The 19,477-nt window shown below is 68.8% G+C and carries 13 protein-coding genes; 5 read left to right on the top strand and 8 right to left on the bottom strand.

The window, feature by feature from the left end; all coding sequences use genetic code 11:
• Positions 1–43 precede the first annotated feature (43 nt).
• Together GO999_RS18070 and fdxA are read left to right on the top strand one after the other, a co-directional pair.
• A complete protein-coding gene (locus GO999_RS18070) occupies positions 44–1,786 on the top strand; it encodes a M30 family zinc metallopeptidase (RefSeq protein WP_197368990.1) in 1,743 nt (580 codons plus the stop codon).
• Positions 1,787–1,940: 154 nt separating this feature from the next.
• The gene (fdxA, locus tag GO999_RS18065; RefSeq protein WP_011004105.1) at positions 1,941–2,279 is read left to right on the top strand and encodes a ferredoxin FdxA; all 339 of its coding nucleotides are present in this window, start codon (positions 1,941–1,943) and stop codon (positions 2,277–2,279) included.
• A gap of 7 nt (positions 2,280–2,286) precedes the next feature.
• Here fdxA and GO999_RS18060 read toward each other — a convergent pair whose 3' ends face one another.
• A complete protein-coding gene (locus GO999_RS18060; protein WP_043876950.1) occupies positions 2,287–2,823 on the bottom strand; it encodes an Mpo1 family 2-hydroxy fatty acid dioxygenase in 537 nt (178 codons plus the stop codon).
• Between the two features lie 169 nt (positions 2,824–2,992).
• Here GO999_RS18060 and GO999_RS18055 point away from each other — a divergent pair, with 169 nt between their 5' ends.
• From GO999_RS18055 to GO999_RS18045, 3 genes are all read left to right on the top strand, one after another.
• A complete protein-coding gene (locus tag GO999_RS18055; protein ID WP_020830142.1) occupies positions 2,993–3,712 on the top strand; it encodes a Crp/Fnr family transcriptional regulator in 720 nt (239 codons plus the stop codon).
• A 123-nt stretch (positions 3,713–3,835) separates the two neighbouring features.
• The gene (fusA, locus tag GO999_RS18050) at positions 3,836–5,938 is read left to right on the top strand and encodes an elongation factor G (RefSeq protein WP_016723194.1); all 2,103 of its coding nucleotides are present in this window, start codon (positions 3,836–3,838) and stop codon (positions 5,936–5,938) included.
• Between the two features lie 722 nt (positions 5,939–6,660).
• The gene (locus GO999_RS18045; protein WP_211907074.1) at positions 6,661–8,922 is read left to right on the top strand and encodes a beta strand repeat-containing protein; all 2,262 of its coding nucleotides are present in this window, start codon (positions 6,661–6,663) and stop codon (positions 8,920–8,922) included.
• Positions 8,923–9,155: 233 nt separating this feature from the next.
• On the opposite strand, the gene GO999_RS18040 is transcribed toward GO999_RS18045, so the two are convergent.
• The 7 genes from GO999_RS18040 to GO999_RS18010 form a co-directional block, all read right to left on the bottom strand.
• Entirely contained in the window at positions 9,156–10,382 is a 1,227-nt protein-coding gene (locus GO999_RS18040; protein WP_019719478.1) for an anion transporter, read from the bottom strand.
• 100 nt (positions 10,383–10,482) lie between these two features.
• Entirely contained in the window at positions 10,483–11,025 is a 543-nt protein-coding gene (relB, locus tag GO999_RS18035) for a type II toxin-antitoxin system RelB family anti-toxin (protein WP_011004099.1), read from the bottom strand.
• A gap of 525 nt (positions 11,026–11,550) precedes the next feature.
• Positions 11,551–14,778 (bottom strand): error-prone DNA polymerase, encoded by a 3,228-nt coding sequence (locus tag GO999_RS18030; RefSeq protein WP_118872666.1) that lies wholly within the window; start codon positions 14,776–14,778, stop codon positions 11,551–11,553.
• 15 nt (positions 14,779–14,793) lie between these two features.
• The gene (locus tag GO999_RS18025) at positions 14,794–16,365 is read right to left on the bottom strand and encodes a Y-family DNA polymerase (RefSeq protein ID WP_118872665.1); all 1,572 of its coding nucleotides are present in this window, start codon (positions 16,363–16,365) and stop codon (positions 14,794–14,796) included.
• Positions 16,298–17,233, bottom strand: a complete 936-nt coding sequence (gene imuA, locus GO999_RS18020; RefSeq protein ID WP_211907073.1) for a translesion DNA synthesis-associated protein ImuA — start codon at positions 17,231–17,233, stop codon at positions 16,298–16,300. Before imuA ends, GO999_RS18025 begins: the two co-directional genes overlap by 68 nt.
• A gap of 162 nt (positions 17,234–17,395) precedes the next feature.
• Positions 17,396–18,652 carry an MFS transporter gene (locus GO999_RS18015; RefSeq protein ID WP_211907072.1) on the bottom strand — a complete coding sequence of 419 codons (1,257 nt, stop codon included), beginning with the start codon at positions 18,650–18,652 and terminating at the stop codon, positions 17,396–17,398.
• A 209-nt stretch (positions 18,653–18,861) separates the two neighbouring features.
• Positions 18,862–19,437, bottom strand: a complete 576-nt coding sequence (locus GO999_RS18010; protein ID WP_028861660.1) for a TetR/AcrR family transcriptional regulator — start codon at positions 19,435–19,437, stop codon at positions 18,862–18,864.
• Between the last annotated feature and the right edge of the window lie 40 nt (positions 19,438–19,477).

The following is a 19,477-nucleotide window of genomic DNA, read 5'->3' as shown; positions in this document are numbered from 1 at the left end:
TCACGGTCCGGCTGCGCGCAGATTCGGTTTTCTGGAGGCAGTAATGTTTGGCAGTGAAAAGATGACGTGCGTGGCGCAACCGCAGGACGTGACCGGCACGAGACAAACGATTTGGACCGCCACCATGATGGCGGTCGTAGCAGCAGCGGCCCTGACCGGCTGCGGCGGAGGCGGTGGCGGCGGTTCCGACACCAGCAGCAGCGCCTCCACGACACAGGCCACCCCGGCCAGCGTGGCGGTCGCGGCGGCTTGCAGCGGCACCCATTGCGGTGCGCTCGGCACCACCTACGCCGGCTCCGGCGTGGGCATCTGGCAGGCGACCAACACGGGCGGCGTGGCCGCCGCGGTGCCGGTCTCGATCGCAGGCCTCACGGGCCAGAACGTCACCCTGATCTACACCAACCAGAGCGCGGCCGCCCAACAGATGCCGTCCGTTTCGCTCAGCACCGCCAGCCTGACCGGCACCGGCGGCACGTCGGTCGCCAAGCCCCAGGCCAGCACCGGCACGCAGGGCGACACCAATGCGGCGTTCGACCGCACGCTCTCCGACTTCAACGCCCACGCCCTGGACGGCTACGCCAGCGGCCCCGCTCCACTCAAGACGCAGGGCGCCGCAAACGTTGCCGTACTGCGTCCGCAATCGGTCGCCGGCGTCGGCGCGCAGCGCTCGTGGAACCACCAGCAGCCGGACGGCGCCGCCGTGACCGTGACCGCCACGCTGCGCCAGCAGGCCACCGCCACCGACGGCCGCATCGTCAACCTGTGGGTCGAAGACAGCGAATACGGCAGCAGCAAGATCTCCGACAGCATCATCAACACGCTGCTCACCAAGTTCAGCTCGGGCAGCCAGTCAGTCTACTCGCTGGCCACGTCGCTGGTCGGCCAGCCGTGGGGCGCGTACTCCAGCTCGGCCAGCCTGATCGACCCGAACCAGGCGCTCGACATCGTCGTGCTGAACATCGAGCCGGACAGCCAGCCCTACGGCCGCGTGGGCTATTTCTGGGCGCGCAACAACTTCACCACCAGCGCCCAGCCGCTGTCGAACCAGTCGCTGTCGCTGTACGTGGATTCGGAGACGATCTACCTGGGCGGCACCAGCGGCCTGAGCACCGTCGTCTCGACCCTGGGCCACGAGTTCACGCATATGGCCAACTTCTACCAGCGCGGCGTGCTGCACGGCTCGTCCTACATGTACGGCACGTGGCTGGAAGAAATGACGGCAATGACCATGGAAGATGCGCTGTCCAGCCAGATCGACGCGAGCTTCAACACTGTGCGTGACAGCCGCTTCCCGGCCTGGCTGCAAAGCGCGTACGACTGCTCGCTGACCGCGTTCAACTCGTCGCTGTCGTCGACCTGCCCCGGGTATCCGATCTCGGGCAGCCTGGGCGGCTTCCTGCTGCGCCAATACGGCCTGTCGTACTACCGCAACCTCCTGCAGAACTTCTCGTCGATCGATTCGGCCACCCTGCTGAACAGCGCCATCCAGGCAGGCGGCGGCGCCGGCCTGGGTGACGCCGTCGCCCGCTGGGGCACGGCCATCGCGTTGCTGCCGGCCGCCTCCAGTCCGTCGGGCTTTGCCTATCCGGCGCGCACCGAAGGCAGCTTCTCGATCCCGGCCGTCAACGGCCCCGACTACAGCGGCCAGCGCGCGATGCCGAGCTCGGTGCCGGCCACGCTGCAGGGGTACGGCCATTTCCCGGTGGCACGCGGCGTCAAGATCGGCACGTACAGCGAGACGATCACCGTGCCGGCCTATTCGACGGTGTCGATCGTGGTGCAGTAAGGCTCAGGCGAGCCGGCCCCGTGCCGGAACCCGGCGCCATGCAGGCGCGCCGCGCGTCCATCAAGTGTTTTGCATGAGATGGACAAAGCGGCGCGCCCGCCTGCCTTTCCAGCCATGCAATCATCGCGGCTTTGCCTCGCCAGCCGCCGGCCCCATGCCCTACGTCGTCACCGAATCCTGCATCCAGTGCAAATACACCGACTGCGTCGCGGTCTGCCCGATGGACTGCTTCCACGCCGGCCCCAACTTCCTGGTGATCGACCCGGACACCTGCATCGACTGCTCGATCTGCGCGCCGGAATGCCCGGTCGGCGCGATCCATGCCGAGGCTGACGTGCCGGCCGACCAGCGGGAATTCATCGCGCTCAACGCGCAGCTGTCGCGCCGCGCCGATTGGCCGCGCCTGACGCAGGTGCAGCCTCCGCTGGCGGACCATGCGCGCTGGGCACAGGTGAAAGACAAGCGCGATGCCCTGATCGTCACACCGGCATAGCAACCGCTCAGGCCGCCGCATGCTTGCCCGGCGCGGCCGCGCGCATCGCCCGCGCGCGGCTGGCCACCTCGTCGCGCAGCGCCCCGCGCAGCCCCATCGCGAACACCGTCTCCGCCAGCAGGAACAGCGGGCCGATCACCAGCCCCGCCAGGTCATCGACGAACGCCGGCTTGCGCCCCTCGTAATAGTGGCCGACGAACTGCACGATCCAGCCGATCACGAACAGGCCCAGCCCCACCGACAGCCAGGCCACCGTCGAATGCGCGGCGACATGATGGCCCACCCACACCGCCATGCCGATCAGCCCGAGCATCGCCAGCCCGAACACCACGTCCAGCCGCAGATAGAACACCGTCACCGCCACCAGCAGCAGCAACGCCGGCGTGACCGCCACGCCACCCGGCAGCAGGCCCAGCACCGGGCGGGAGAACAGCACCGCCACGGCCACCACGATGACCGGGATGCCGAAGAAGTGCGTGGCGATGTTGCGGCCGTCCTGGTGGTAGGCCGCGTAGCTGGACAGGTGGTCGGACAGGGGGCGCATGATGGTCTCCGCAGGGTTGTGCGGGCGCAGCATGGACGCCCGCGCCGGCCGCTCGTTATCATCGTTTCATCCTAGCCATCAGGGGACGCAGTGTTCTGTCGCTTGGCCGACAAACGCGCGCGCTCCCCGGGTAAGCCCTAGCCATCGCCCGCCGCGGCGCCCTCTTTTCATGGATCTCGCCCCCAGTCCGCCTGCCTTGCCTGGTGCCCAGGCCTATCGCGAACGCCTGCATGCCAGCAGCTGGTTCGGCGCGCTCGGCACGCCCTTGCAGGACGCCCTGATCGGCATGGCGGTCGTGCGTCGGCTCGGCGGCGGCGACATGCTGTTCCGCAGGGGCGATCCGTCCGACGGGCTGTATTGCGTGGTGGAGGGCGCGATCCGTATCGGTGCCACCAGCGCGGAGGGGCGCGAGTCGCTGCTGGCGGTGCTGGAGCCGGTCAACTGGTTCGGCGAGATCGGCGTGCTCGACCGCCAGGCCCGCACCCATGACGCCCGCGCCGACGACGGCGCCCTGCTGCTGCACATGCCCCAGGCCCCGCTGGTGGCACTGCTGGACAGTGTGCCGGCATCCCTGCGCGCCTTCGCCCTGCTGCTCACCCACAAACTGCGGCTGACCTTCACGGTGCTGGAAGAAACCGCCCTGCTGCCCACCGCCGAACGCGTCGCCCGGCGCCTGCTGCTGATGGCCGACGGCTACGGTGACCTGCGCCTGGGCACCCGGCGCGTGCTGTGCGTGCCGCAAGAGCAGCTGGCCCTGCTGCTGGCGCTGTCCCGCCAGACCGTCAACCAAGTGCTCAAGGACTTCGAGGCCCGCGGCCTGCTGCGGCTGGCCTATGGGGAGATCGAGCTGCTCGACTTCGCCGGCCTGCGCGCGCTGGCGCGGGGGTGAAACGCCTGGCAATGCCCCTACATACGGGAGGTTTCCGCCGATCCTATAATGTGTTCCCGCTCGCACATTCGCCCTTCGCATGGTGCGGAGGTGGCGCAGCCGAGCTCTTTCCCGAGAACCATCATGCCCCGCCAGACCCCCATCGAGCGCTATCGCAACATCGGCATCTCGGCGCACATCGACGCCGGCAAGACCACCACGACCGAGCGCATCCTGTTCTACACCGGGGTCAATCACAAAATTGGCGAGGTGCATGACGGCGCGGCCACCATGGACTGGATGGAGCAGGAGCAGGAGCGCGGCATCACCATCACCTCGGCGGCCACGCACTGCATGTGGCGCGGCATGGGCGGCAACTACCCCGAGCACCGCATCAACATCATCGACACCCCGGGCCACGTGGACTTCACCATCGAGGTGGAGCGCTCCATGCGCGTGCTCGACGGCGCCTGCATGGTCTACGACTCGGTGGGCGGCGTGCAGCCGCAGTCGGAAACCGTCTGGCGCCAGGCCAACAAGTACAAGGTGCCGCGCATCGCCTTCGTCAACAAGATGGACCGCGTGGGCGCGGACTTCTTCCGCGTCGAGCGCCAGATGCGCGAGCGCTTGAAGGGCAACCCGGTGCCGGTGCAGATTCCCGTCGGCGCGGAAGACCATTTCCGCGGCGTGGTGGACCTCGTCAAGATGAAGGCCATCGTGTGGGACGATGCCTCGCAAGGCGTCAAGTTCGAATACATCGACATCCCCGAAGAGCTGCGCGCCACTGCCCAGGAATGGCACGACAAGATGGTCGAGGCCGCCGCCGAGGCCGACGAGGCGCTGCTCGAGAAATACCTCGGCGGCGAAGCGCTCACGGAAGCCGAGATCAAGGGCGCGCTGCGCCGGCGCACCATCGCCGGCGAGATCGTGCCGATGCTGTGCGGCTCGGCCTTCAAGAACAAGGGCGTACAGGCGATGCTGGACGCCGTGGTCGACTACCTGCCCTCGCCCATCGACATTCCCTCCATCCAGGGCCATGGCGAAAAGGACGAACCGCTGGAGCGCCACGCCAACGACGACGAACCGTTCTCCGCCCTCGCCTTCAAGATCATGACCGACCCGTTCGTCGGCCAGTTGATCTTCTTCCGCGTGTATTCCGGCTCGGTGTATTCGGGCGACACGGTCTACAACCCGGTCAAGGAGAAAAAGGAACGCCTGGGCCGCATCCTGCAGATGCATGCCAATCAGCGTGTCGAGATCAAGGATGTGCACGCCGGCGACATCGCCGCGGCCGTCGGCCTGAAGGAAGCCACCACCGGCGACACGCTGTGTGATCCGGACAACGTCATCATCCTGGAACGCATGGAGTTCCCGGAGCCCGTCATCTCGCAGGCCGTGGAGCCCAAGACCAAGGGCGACCAGGAGAAGATGGGGCTGGCGCTCAACCGCCTTGCGCAGGAGGACCCGTCGTTCCGCGTGAAGACCGACGAGGAATCCGGCCAGACCATCATCTCGGGCATGGGTGAGCTGCACCTGGAAATCCTGGTCGACCGCATGAAGCGCGAGTTCGGCGTGGAAGCGACCGTCGGCAAGCCGCAGGTGGCCTACCGCGAGACGATCCGCAAGATCGCCGATGACGTCGAAGGCAAGTTCATCAAGCAGTCGGGCGGCCGCGGCCAGTACGGCCATGCCGTCATTACGCTGCAGCCCAACCCCGGCAAGGGCTACGAGTTCGTCGACGAGATCAAGGGCGGCGTGATTCCGCGCGAGTTCATCCCGGCGGTGGACAAGGGCATCCGTGACACGCTGAACGCGGGCGTGCTGGCGGGCTATCCGGTGGTCGACGTGAAGGTGCGGCTGACCTTCGGTTCGTACCACGACGTGGACTCGAACGAAAACGCGTTCCGCATGGCCGGCTCGATGGCGTTCAAGGACGCGATGCGCCGCGCCGATCCGATCCTGCTCGAGCCGATGATGGCGGTGGAAGTGGAAACGCCCGAGGAGTACATGGGCAACGTGATCGGTGACCTCTCGTCGCGGCGGGGCATGGTGCAGGGCACGGAGGATATCCCCGGGGGCGGCGGCAAGGTCGTCCACGCCGAGGTGCCGCTCGCCGAGATGTTCGGCTACTCCACCAACCTGCGCTCGCTGTCGCAGGGCCGGGCGACCTACACGATGGAGTTCAAGCATTACGCCGAAGCCCCGCGCACTGTGTCGGAAACGGTGATTTCCGCCAAACGGGCCTGATCCCGGCACCCGCCCTCGTTCCGCCGGGACTGCGCCGGCATCGCGGCGGCCACCCTCGGGTGGCCGTCTGCGCTTGATGGACCGGCCGCCACCCTGCGCGCCGCAGCGTACCGCCGGATGCCATGCAATATGCAACCGTCGGCGCCACCCCGCCGAACACGCCAGGCACCGCATCGCCATCGCCAAGCAGAAACCGACCGCCCACATGCGCGACGGCCAGGATATCGGCCGCCCAATCCATTCCACCTCAATCTTTAAGCATGGCTTTCTTGTCATTTCAATATTATTTAAAATCAATTCACTCAGTCTCACCGCCCTGAACAGCCAACATCCAATCCGACGACGCCACGCAGCGGAACACATATTCCAACAATTCAATCATTCTTATATCTGAAATTCGCGCAGTAATCCCCTCTCCGATCATCGGCCTCCGCAATCCAATTGAATTGGCCGGCACCCGCAAGAACGGCTCTCCGCCTGCATTCCGCGCGCCACGGCGCGTTACCTGATGCGCCGGAACGTTACGTTACATCGGTACGCCCACACCACCACGCTTCGCATCAATAAATGACAAAACGCATGTTTTTCGCAATGAATCCGGTTATGTAGCCGGAATGCATTGCCACAAATCGTGTAAATCAACCTGATTTTCTCGATGGCATAGTTCGTGCACCCGTCTCTCATGCACCACCCAACGCACCACCAACAAAGACGAGGTCACAATGAAAACCAGCTTCAAATTGACGGGTACCGCACTGGCGGTCGCAACCGCATTCAGCGTACTGACCTCCGCGTCCGCGGCAGCCAGTGCGCTCGATCCGCTGCCGATCGTGGCGGTGGGCAGCAGCCCGCTTGCAGGCGGCGTATCGGCCAGCGTCATCGCGAACGGCCTGACACCGACGACGTCGATCGGCGCGACCGCATCGTCGTCGGGCGAGGTGACGACGACGCTCCCCGGCGCCCTCGGCACCCCCACCGATACCCTGGTCGCGACCGTGCAATCGGTCACCGGCAACACCCCGGCTTCGTCCGCGGTATCTCAAGTCATCGGCACCGTGAACAGCGTCAACCCGGTGGGCACGGTGGCCAGCACGGCGGGCGGCGCACTGGGCAGCATCGGCGGTGGTTCGAATGCCCTGGCTTCGGTCCAAGGCACGGTGGGCCAGGTGGTGGGCACGGTCAGTGGCAGCGATCCGTCCGGTGCGCTCAGTGGTGCCTTGAATACCGTGACCGGCGCGCTGGGCGGCAGCGGCAATGCGACCGGCGCATTGAATGGCGTGGTGGGGACGGTGACCGGTGCCCTCGGCAACAACAACCCGACCGGCGCGCTGAATGGCGTGATCGGCACGGTGACCGGGGCGCTGGGCAATGCCGGCGGCAGCGATCCCACGGGGGCACTCAACGGTGTCGTGAACACGGCCACCGGTACCCTCGGCAGCAATAGCCCGACTGGCGCACTGAATGGCGTGGTCGGCACGGTGACCGGCGCTCTGGGCAATGCCAGCGGCAGCGATCCCACCGGCGCACTCAGCGGGGTCGTGAACACCGTCACCGGTACGCTCGGCAGCAACAGCCCGACCGGCGCGCTGAATGGCGTGGTCGGCACGGTGACCGGCGCTCTGGGCAATGCCGGCGGCAGCGATCCCACCGGGGCGCTCAGCGGGGTCGTCAACACGGTCACCGGCACGCTCGGCAGCAACAGCCCGGCCGGCGCGCTGAATGGCGTGGTCGGCACGGTGACCGGCGCTCTGGGCAATGCCGGCGGCAGCGATCCCACCGGCGCACTCAGCGGGGTCGTGAACACCGTCACCGGCACGCTCGGCAGCAACAGCCCGACCGGCGCGCTGAATGGCGTGGTCGGCACGGTGACCGGGGCGCTGGGCAATGCTGGCGGCAGCGATCCCACCGGCGCACTCAGCGGGGTCGTCAACACAGTCACCGGCACGCTCGGCAGCAACAGCCCGACTGGCGCATTGAATGGCGTGGTCGGCACGGTGACCGGCGCTCTGGGCAATGCCGGCGGCAGCGATCCCACCGGCGCGCTCAGCGGGGTCGTCAACACCGTCACCGGTACGCTCGGCAGCAACAGCCCGACCGGCGCGCTGAATGGCGTGGTCGGCACGGTGACCGGGGCGCTGGGCAATGCCGGCGGCAGCGATCCCACCGGGGCGCTCAGCGGGGGCGTCAACACGGTCACCGGTACGCTCGGCAGCAACAGCCCGACCGGCGCGCTGAATAGCGTGGTCGGCACGGTGACCGGGGCGCTGGGCAATGCTGGCGGCGCATCCAATCTGCTGGCGCCGATCCAAGGAACCGTAACCCAGGTCGTCAGCACGCTGTCGGGCGCCGGCGGCAGTCCGATCACCCCGATCACGAGCCTCGTCGGCACGCTGCAGAACGCCCTGCCGGTCGGCGGCAATCCCGCCGGTGCGCTGACCGGTGCGGTCGGGACGGTGACGGGTGCGCTGGGCAGTGTCGGCAGTGGCTCCGGCGCGCTGGCTCCGGTTCAAGGGGTTGTGAACCAGGTCGTGGGCACGCTGGGCGGCAGCAACCCGACCGGTGCACTCAGCGGCGTCGTGGGCTCGGTCACTGGCGCGCTTGGCGGCAGCAATCCCGCTGGTGCGCTGACGGGCTCGCTCGGCAGTATCGGGGCACCGGTGTCGCAAGTGGTCGGTTCGCTGACCAGCCCGGTCGGGGGCGGTTCGGTGGGCGTCGGGCAGGTCGGCGGCGCGGTCTCGGGCGCAGTGGCGGCAGGCGGCAGCCTGCTCGGCTCGGTCAGCAATGTGGTGAACAGCACGGTGAGCAACACCGCCGGCGCTGTCGGCACGGTCGTGAACGCGGTCGGCAACGCCGCCGGGACGGTCATCGGCACGGTGCCGGGCGTGTCGGTCTCGACCACGCGCTCAAACGGCACCACGACGATCCAGCCGCTCGCCCCGGTGACGTCGCTGATCACGAACCTGACGGGCGCGCTGCCGAGGTGAGGCGGCCGGGCGGCGGGCACGCACAGCCCGCCACCATTGCAGCATTGCGGCATGACGGCCTGCGTCATGCCGCTTTTTCTTTGAGGTGCCTAGCTGATCGACTGGCGACGGCAAGCCTCCAGCGCCGTCATCCCGGAGAGGCGGCCGGAACAGCCATCGAATGCGTGAGCGTGAACGCCAGGCGAAACGCCCTGGCCACCGACGAACAGCCCGTCAACGCGGCGGACCGCTTCTCAACGGGGGGAAAGCGCCATCCACAGAAACACGATGCCCGCGGCCGCCACCAGGAACGGCATCGAATAGACATGGAACACCAGCCATGCCCGCTTGTCCCTCGCCATCCGCAGGGCGATCAGGTTGGCCAGCGAGCCGACCATGAAGCCGAAGCCGCCGACGCTCACGGCAAAGGCCATCACCGGCCAGTCATGGGAAGACTCGGCCAGCAGAATCGCCGCCGGCACGTTGCTGATGACCTGCGACAGGCCGATGCCCGCCCAGTACAGATGCGTCGGCTCGCTCAGCGCCAGCATGGCAAGCCCATGCCGGACCGGCTCCAGCTGGGCCACCAGCCGCAGATCGATGAACATCAGCACGAACACCAGCAGCAGGCCCCAATCGACGCGGGCCAGCACGTAGCGCGCACCGATCAGGTACAGCACCACCAGGCCCGCCAGCGCCGCCAGCGGATACCCCCGGTCGGTCAGCAGCAGGAACGGCACATAGAGCGCCAGCGCGGGCAGCAGCAGGCGCTTGTGCAGCTCGGGTGCGTCGACGTCCGAATGCACGTGGATGGTCTGCGCGGGAAACGCGAACCACGTCCCCACCAGCAGCAACAGCATCAGCAGCGCCACCATCGGCGCCATTTGCCAGACAAACCCGCCGAACGACAGACCGGACTGATGCCACAGGAAGAGGTTCTGCGGATTGCCGATCGGCGTGAGCGCGGAGCCCGCATTGACGGCCAGCGCCTCGAACACGATCAGCCGCGTCACCGGCAGCCTGGCGACGTGCCGCAGCCCGACTGTCAGCGGCACGATCACGAATAGCGCGACGTCATTGGTCAGCAGCGTCGACAGCGCCGCCGAGGCACCCACGAGGCTCAGCGCGAGCACGCGTTCGCTCTGCACCGCATCCACCAGGCGCTGGCCGAGCAGCTGCAGCATCCCGCTGGACTCCACCGCCTTGGTCAGGATCAGCAGCCCCGCCAGGGCGGCAATCGTGTGCCAATCCACCAACTGCGGATATTGGACGATGCGTTGGGGCGCCAGGGTGGTCAGTCCCGCGCAGACGATCAGCAGCAGCCAGAAGAAGGTGTCCTGCTTGAGGCTTTGCCAGAACGGTGGATGGGAACCGTGTGCGGTGGAGAAGACAGCGGCCGGCGCCGGGGCGGCATCGGCACGCGCGCGGGAAGAGTCGTCGGGCATGCAGCAAGGATGGGGAAACAGGGTATCGACGCGCATTGTATGCGCGCGACACTACGGCCGGGCAAGTTCCGCCGGGCGCGACCGCAGACGCGCCCGGGCGGGATTGCCCTGGCAGGCCACCACGCGGTGGCCGCGCTCAGGATTCGCGCGAACCCGAGCCCGGGCGGTCGGAGCCACCCGTTGAGCCGGTGCCGCCGGCCGCCGGCCGATCGCCCGAACCCGCGCGCGAGCGATCGTCGGAACCGCTGCCGACATTGCCGGCGTGCGGCGCGCCCTGCTGCCCTGCCTGGCTGGGCGCGGCGCCCGGATGGTAGGCCGACTGCGGCTGGCGTTCCGGACCGCGATACTGGCCCGCCAGGCCATGGCCGCTGGACCCGCCCATGGCACCGGACGGGCCTTCGCGGCCCGCCTCGGTCCCAGGCGATCCGCCCGGCGACGGCTGGGTCGGATGGCTGGCGATCACGCGCTCGATTTCGGCCACGGCTTCGCGCGGGGCAAGCACGACTTCCAGCCCCAGCGCCCCGGCCACGGCCATCAGCGTCGACAGGCGCGGATCGGCACGGCCGGATTCCGCACGCAGATACGCCTCGCGCGAGATGCCGGCCATCTTGGCGACGTCTTCCTGTTTGAGCTTGCGCGACTTGCGCAGACTGTGTAACTGCTTGAAGGGCTGTTCCATCTGTTTGCTCCTGCACCTGAGATGGGGGGCATCGAAGGGCCGGGGGACCCGCTCGATGCGGCTGAAAAAACATACGGACGATGGAGCAAGACGCCTCCAGGTCCACGGCAGAACATGCATCCGGCAGCAGCGTGTTGATGTGCCAACTGCTGCACATTTTGCGAGTGGTGGCCTCCTGATGTGGTTCTTACAGAGTAGACGTAATTTCGACTGCACCCAATGTTGACGCGTGATGAAATCGCATCCCACCGTACCTGTGTATGGTGACAAGCCCAGCCAGGGACGGTTCCCGCCCCACATGCCGTTTTCTGCGCTTGTTCACAATCGTGCTGTGATGCATACATCGCAAATCGTCACACCCTCTGCGCCATCCGTCGATCCGCGCTTGCCCTAACCACCAAGCAGAGGCGCACACGAGCAAACATGCAGCAAACCGCACTTTGCTTCCGGCTTGCGGACGACGCACGGCTAACGTCACGCAAATGGCGTGCCGGAACGTGACGTGGCGGCCGGTCAGGCAGGCAGTCAGTGGAAATCGCGGCTGGAGGACGCCAGCCGCCCCAGAAGCGGCGTCAGATCCACCAGATGCTGCGCGACCAGGTGCCGTGTCTCGCGCTCGCACTGCCACTTCCCATAGACGCCCAGCAGGCGGGCATGCAGCACCTCCCGGCGCTGACGCTCGATCAGGCGCGGCCAGAGCACGACGTTGACGGCGCCGGTCTCGTCCTCGATCGAGACAAAGATGGTGCCCTTGGCCGTGCCCGGCCGCTGCCGGACGGTCACGATGCCGCACGCGCGCGCCAGCTGCCCGTTGCGGTAGCCGGCCAGCGCGGCGGCGGTGACAAAGCGCATCCGCTCCAGCCGGGGCCGCAGCAGGCTCAGCGGATGGCTTTGCAGCGACAGGCCCAGGCTGCCGTAATCGGCAACGACCTCTTCACCGAGGGACGGCGCGGGCAGGACCAGCGGCGCCTCCACTGGCCGGGCCTGGCGCAGCAGGGCATGGTCCTGGCCGGGCTCCTGCAGCGCCAGGGTCTGCCACAGCGCCTGGCGGCGATGCCCGGCCAGCGACAGCAAGGCATTGGCGGCGGCCAGCACGCTCAGGTCGTGGCGATCGAGCGCGGCGCGGTGCGCCAGGTCCTCGACGCTGGAAAACGGCGCCTGGGCGCGGGCGGCCACGATGCGCTCGCCGGCCGCCGGCCGCATGCCGCGGATACGGTTGAGGCCGAGCCGGATATCGGGCTGGCCGCCCGCCCCGTCCGGACGCGCGTGCAGCGTGCTGTCCCACGCGCTGGCCGTCACATCCGCCGGCAGCACGCGCACCCGGCTGCGCCGTGCCTCCTGCACCAGTTGCGACGGCGAATAGAACCCCATCGGCTGGCTGTTGAGCAGCGCGGCAAAGAACGCCGCCGGCTCGTGGCATTTCAGGAAGCTGCTGACATAGGCCAGCCTGGCGAAGCCGGCCGCATGGCTCTCGGGGAAGCCGTATTCGGCAAACCCTTCCATCTGCCGGCACAGCGCCTCGACGAAAGCCGGGTCGTAGTGCCGCACTTCGACCATCTCCTTCATCAGCCGCGCCTGGTGCTGGGTGAGATTGCCCTTGCGCTTCCAGGCCGCCATGTCGCGGCGCAGGCGGTCGGCCTCGTCGGCGGTGAAACCGCCCGCCTTCATGGCGATCTCCATCACCTGCTCCTGGAAGATCGGCACGCCCAGCGTGCGCTCCAGCACCGCCTTCACCTCCGGGCCGGGATAGGTCACGCAGTCGGGGTTGCCGTTGCGCACCGCCTCGCGCCGCTGCAGGTACGGGTGCACCATGCCGCCCTGGATCGGCCCGGGCCGCACGATGGCGACCTGGATCACCAGGTCGTAGTACGTGCGCGGCCGCAGCCTCGGCAGCATCGACTGCTGCGCGCGCGATTCGATCTGGAACACGCCGATGGTCTCGGCGCGGCAGATCATCTCGTAGGTGGCCGTGTCCTCGTCGGGCAGGTGCTGCATGGCGAGCTTGTCCGGCGCCCCATAATGCGCGCGCCGGCCCGGCAGCGCATCGAGCATGTCGAGCGTGCGGCGGATGGCTGTCAGCATGCCCAGCGCCAGCACGTCCACCTTCAGCAGACGCAGCGATTCGAGATCGTCCTTGTCCCACTGGATGACGCGGCGCTCCGACATGGCCGCGTTCTCGATCGGCACCAGCCGCGACAGCTTGCCCTGCGCGATGACAAAGCCCCCGACATGCTGCGACAGATGGCGCGGAAACCCGCGCAACTGCTCGATCAGCCCCGCCCAGCGCTGCACCAGCGGCGACTCGGGGTCCAGCCCCTGCTGGCCGGCGCGCTGCGCGAACTCGTGCCGGCCGTCCCACCACGCCTGCGCCTTGGCCACCTGCTCGATCACGCCCAGATCGATGCCGAGCGCACGGCCGACATCGCGCAGGGCGCTGCGCGTGCGGTAGGTGATCAGCGCCGCGGCCAGCGCGGTGCGCGTGACGCCGTATTTTTTGTAGATGTACTGGATGACCTCCTCGCGCCGCTGGTGCTCGAAGTCGACGTCGATATCGGGCGGCTCGTTGCGCGCGCGGGACAGGAAGCGTGCAAACAGCGTGTTGCCGCTCTCCGGATTCACCTCGGTGATGCCCAGGCAATAGCACACCGCCGAATTGGCCGCCGAGCCACGCCCCTGGCAGAGAATGCTCTGGCTGCGGGCAAACCGCACCACGTCGTAGACGGTCAGGAAGAACGGCTCGTAGCGCAGCTCGGCGATCAGCGCCAGTTCCTCGTCGAGCTGCGCCCGCACCTTGGACGGGATGTCCTTGCCGTATCGCCGCGCGGCACCGGCCATCACCTCGGCGAGCAGATAGCCGGCGGGCGTCTGCCCCTCGGGCACCACCTCGTGCGGGTATTCGTATGCGATCTCGTCGAGCGAGAAGTCGCACAGCGAGGCGAGCTCCACGCTGCGGCGCAGCACCTGGGCACCGCGCTCGCCCTGGTAGAAGAAGGCGAGCTGCATGCGCGTGCGCATCGCCTGCTCGGCGCTGGGCGCCAGCGCCAGCCCGCATTCGGCGATGGGCCTGGACAGGCGGATGGCCGTCAGCACGTCGTGCAGCGGCTTGCGCTGCCGAGAATGCATGGCCACATCGCCCGTGGCGACCATGGGCACGTCGGTCTGCTCCGAGACCGCCGCCACCGTGCCGCGATGGCGGTCGTCGGCGTGGCGCAGCGGCAGCTCGAGCGCCATCGACAGGCGGTCGCCGAACACCTGCCGGCACCACTGGGCCTGGGCCAGCAGATGCCGCGGATCGGGATCGTAGTCGGGCAGCAGGATGGCCAGGCAATGCGGCATGCCGCGCAGGTGGGCGAGCTCACCTGCGGGCGCGGCGAGGTCGTCGGCGAGCAGGCGGTAATTGCCCTTGGGGGCGGCCAGCCGCGCCTGCGTGATGCATTCGCACAGGTTGCCGTAGCCGTCGATGTCCTGCGCCAGCAGCACCAGCCGCAGCCACGGCTCGCCTTGCGCGTCGCGCACGGTGAAACGGCTGCCGATGATCAGCTTCAGGCCCGCTTCCTTGGCCGCCATGTGGGCGCGCACGGTGCCGGCCACGGAGCATTCGTCCGTCAAGGCCAGCGCCCGGTAGCCGAACGCCTGGGCGCGCGCCACCAGTTCGTGCGGATGCGACGCGCCGGTCAGGAACGTGAAGTTGCTGATGCAGTGCAGTTCGGCATAGTCCGGCAGGCCGATGGGCAGCGGGGTCGGGGCGTTCATCGTGTGCACCGTCCATCAGCCGAACAGGCCGTGCAGGTACCAGCGCGCCTCGTCCTCGCCCGCCGTGGCCGAGACGCGCTCGCGGTAGATCCAGTAGCGCACGGCGCCCTCGCCTTCCGCGATGAAGTAGTCGCGCTTGATCAGCGCATCGTCCCACCAGCCCGATTCGATGCGCTCCGGCAGCGATACCAGCCGCAGCGGCCCGCGATAGTACGGATAGTGCCGGCGCGTCAGCAGCGGGATCGGCTGCTCCAGCAGCCACAGCGGCCGCTCCGGCTGCCGGGCATGCCATTGCGCCAGCGCCTGGCGGGCGGCGGCGCGGCCGGACACCGTGGTGGCGGCGTTCACCTCCGCCCAGTGGTTGGCGCGCTCGGGGCGATGGTCGGCGCAGGGCTGCGGATGCAGCACGTTGGCGGCGCCCAGGCGGGCGATCAGGGTGTCGATCAGGCGGGCGGCATCTTCCGCGCGGGCACCGGGCGCGGGGAACAGCGCGCCGGTGGGCGGCGCGAGCGGCACGGCATCCGTCACCGTGAGCCGCAATTCGACCACCGGGGCGATCAGCGTGAGGCGATGGACGCGCTCCCGCAGCACGCGCGACAGATGCGCCAGCGTGCGGACCGGCTGCGCCAGCAGGATGTCGACCGGCGTGGACGACGCGGCATCCTGGGCATCGCGTCCGCGCCGGCGTTCGTGCTCCAGCGTCAGCCGGTAGCCCTTGGCGCCCAGTTGGTGGGCGGCCAGCCAGCCGGTCAGCTGCAGCAGCAGTTGCTCGGCGGCGGCCAGTACGCCTTCGGCGCTGTCGATGCGGCCGGGCAGTTCGAGCGGCACGTCGAAGCGCATCGGCGCGGCAAACCAGGTGAAGCGTTCATGCGCCTCGCCATAGCCCGCGTCGAGCGTGTCGACCAGCAGCGGCCCGCAGCGCCGGCGCAGGCCGCCCCGCGGCAGGCCGCGCAGGTCGGCCAGCGTGCGGCAGCCCAGCCCTTCCAGCCAATCCGGGCGCGTCAACCTGGCGACGGTCTCGATGGGCAGGCCGTCGAGCAGCACGGCCATGCGCGCGGGCCGCACCGCACGCCGGATGCGGACCGGCTGCGCGCCGCGACCGCGCATCGCATGCGCGCTGGCCAGCCATGCCGCGCCGCGCCCCGTGGTACCCGTGCCGATCTGCGGCACCAGCCCCAGGCAGCGCGCGTAGCGCCGCACGGCCCGGCAGAGCGCGCGATGGCCGCCGAACAGGCGCAGGCTGGCTTGCACCTCCAGCAGCACGGTCGCCTCGTCCGCCAGGTCTAGGCAGACATGCGGCGTCAGGGCCAGCAGCGCCAGCGCGAGCGCCTGCACCAGCCGCGCCTCGGCGGCCGGGTCGCGCGCCAGCTGCAGCGCGTGCGGCACCAGCGCCTGCATGCCGGCCCGCCGCAGGCCCGGCTGCACGCCCTCGCGCGCGGCCGCCCGGTTGGTCGCCACCACGCGCTCCTGCTCCAGCACCACGACCGGCAGGGGCATCCCCGCCGGCCCCGCGGCCGGATCAGACCACCGGGAACGCAGCGCGTCGAGCGGCAGGCGAGGCAGATGCACTGCGATCCAGAACGGCATGATCGGTGGCGTCCGGCACCTCGCCGGACACAGGAAAGGATGACAGCGACGCCAGCAGCGCCGCCGTGGCCGGGTCCACGACAAACGGCTCGGCCGGCGCAGCCGGCAGCGGCCGCACCGAAGCGCGACCGGCCCGCAGCGGATCGGCCAGGGGCAACGCCAGCGGCGTGTCGCGCAGCGGCCCGCGCCGCTTGTGGAAGGCGATGGACAGCGTATCGCCCGCCATGGGCGCCAGCCCGAGCCGCAGCACCGCCGGCGACGACTCCCGCAGCGCCTGCACCGGACGGAACACCCAGATCGCGCTTTCGCCGGCCTGCGCCAGCACCTGCAGCCGGCGCAGCACGCCGGGGCGCGCCTGGTCCAGCCAGAGCAGCACCCCGCCGAACGCCTGGCTGCGCAGGATCTGCTCGGCCGCCCACAGCAGGTCCGACGGCTTGGCCGCGCGCACCCAGACCATCTGCTCCGGCGAAAAATCCCAGCCGACCAGCCGCACCGCATTGGGCAGATACGGCGGCCCGACCAGGGCGATGCGCTCCGCGCCGGCGCACAGCGTGGACAGCGCCGGCCGCAGCAGCCGGCATTCCCCGATACCGGGCTGCGGGCACAGCAGTTCTGTCAGCCCGCCCAGTGGCCAGCCGCCGCCGGGCAGTTCGGCATCCAGCGCGTCATGGCCGGTCGCCAGCACCCGCCCGACACCCCGCGCCAGGCTGCCGGCCCGCCACAGCGCCGGGTGCAGCAGCTCCGGCGATGGCACCGGCCGCACACGCGGAAGCACCCCGGCGGTTACCGGACCAGCGGCCGCATCAACGACGGCCGGAGGTGCCGCGACATCGTTGGCGGAAAAAAGAGACGGGGACTGCGCAGACATGAAGGCACCGCAAGGCTGAGCCGAATACTGTATGGATATACAGTATCACAACTTTTTGAGCCTTGGTGCCCGTGGCCCCAAATAGGAACGGATCGCCTCGGTCAGGCCTGGCCCGGGGATTGGATCATCTCCCTCCGACGGCACGCGCACGGCCGACCGCCGTCACGCCAGTTCGGCCCCCTTGCGCTCGGGCACGAACGCCATCGTGGCCAGCATGTCCAGCACATAAAGGCCGGCCAGCAGCGCAATCGCCGTCCGGAAGGAATACGCCGCGGCCAGGCTGCCGACCACCACCGGCCCGAACCCGCCGACCGCGCGGCCGAGGTTGAAGAGCACGTTTTGCGCCGTGGCGCGGGCGGCCGTCGGCAACGCTTCGGAAATGAGCGCACCGTATCCGCCGATCATCCCGTTGACGAACATGCCCATCACCGCGCCGGCCCATAGCAGCGCGAGCGGGTCCGTCAGGCGGGCGTATGTCAGCACCATCGCCACGGCGCCCGCCTGGAAGATCAGGAACGTCGGCTTGCGGCCGATACGGTCGGCCAGATGGCCGAAGGCGACGATGCCGAGCATCATCCCCAGGATGGTCACCGAGGTCCACAGGGCGGACTTCGTGAGCGAGAAGCCCAGCGTCTTGCCCAGATACGTGGGCAGCCAGATCATGATCCCGTAGTAGCCGAAGTTCTGGACCGCGCAGAGGATGACGATGCCCAGGCTGGTGCGCAGGGTGCGCGCATCCGACACGAGCAGCCTGAAGGCGCTGGTCTTCCCGCGCGGGGCATGGGCGTGGCGCACGAACAGTTCCGGCTCGTGCAGCCTGTTGCGGATGAACCAGGCCACCGCCGCCGGGAGAACGCCCAGCAGGAACATGCCGCGCCAGCCGATGAACGGCAGCAGCAGCGGTGTCAGCAGCGCCGCCAGGAGCACCCCGCACTGCCAGCCGAGCGCCACATAGGACGAGACCCGGGCCCGCTTGTGCGCCGGCCAGGCTTCGGCCGCCAGCGCCATGCCGATGCCGAACTCGCCGCCCAGGCCGATGCCGGCGATGGTCCGATAGATCAGCAGGTCCGTGAAACCCTGCGCGAATGCGCACATGCCGGTGAACACCGCGAACAGCACGATGGTCCAGGTCAGCACGCGCACGCGGCCATAAGCATCGCTCAACGCGCCAAACAGAATGCCGCCCGCGACCGCCCCCACCAGGGTCCAGGTCACCAGGGCCCCCGACTCGCCCGGGGTGAGCGCCAGCGCCGCGCTGATGGCCGGCAGCATGAACCCGAGGATCAGCAGGTCGAAACCGTCCATCGCATACCCGATCGCTGACCCGGCCAGCGCCTTCCATGCATCGCCGGATGTACGTGCCGGACAGGCGACCGGGGCGCCGATATCCGGCACCGATGTATTGACGTGTGCGTCCATAAAGCAGGTTCTCTTGAGCCCAGGGCCGGGCCTGGCGGTTTCGGGGGAGTGAGGGTTCCAGTCGCGGGGCAGCGGCTTGCCGCTGCCGCATCCGGGGTCTTATAGCACCCCGAATTCCCGTGCACTCTCATTTTTTATCTGAGGGAACGTGCAGCCGGCACGGCATCCGTGGCTTCCGGCTGGCGCCGCAGACCACAGGGGTGCTGCAGTCATGCGCGCGAGACCAGCCCTTCGAGCTGCTCCGCGACGCTGTCGAACGGCGCGATGCTCCGTTGCGCGCGGCACAGCACGATCGCCCCCTCCACGCTTGCGATGATCAGCGTGGCCAGCCCGGACGCCGATGCGCGGTCGCGCCCCTGGGCCTCCAGCGAGGCGACGAGCTTGCGCTCCCAGTCGGAAAACACCGCCGCCGCCGCCGCCAGGGCGTCCTCCGCGAGGTCGTCGATGGGCTCATCGACAGCCGTCGCCATCACCGGGCATCCGATGCGGAAGTCCGATCGCACGAGCAGGTCCCGCCACATCGACAGGAACCCGCGCAGGCCCGCGACAACGCCGGCCTTCAGGTAATGGTCCAAGCCCGCGCTGACCCGCGCTCCGGCGAACTTCACGGCCTCGACGACAACCTGCTGCTTGCCGCCGGGAAAGTGATGGTAGGTCGAGCCCAGCGGCGCTTCGGCGCGCTTGGCCATCTCCCGGATGCTCGTGGCATTGAGGCCGTGCCGCGCCAGCATCTCGGCCGCGGCCATCACCACGCGCTGGCGGGCATCGGATTGACGGGGAGGCATCGCAGTTAGCCCTTTTTAAGACAGTCGTCATAGTTTAACG

Source organism: Ralstonia nicotianae (assembly GCF_018243235.1).
In the GTDB taxonomy this organism is placed as follows: domain Bacteria; phylum Pseudomonadota; class Gammaproteobacteria; order Burkholderiales; family Burkholderiaceae; genus Ralstonia; species Ralstonia nicotianae.
This window is presented reverse-complemented; position numbering and strand designations above follow the sequence as displayed.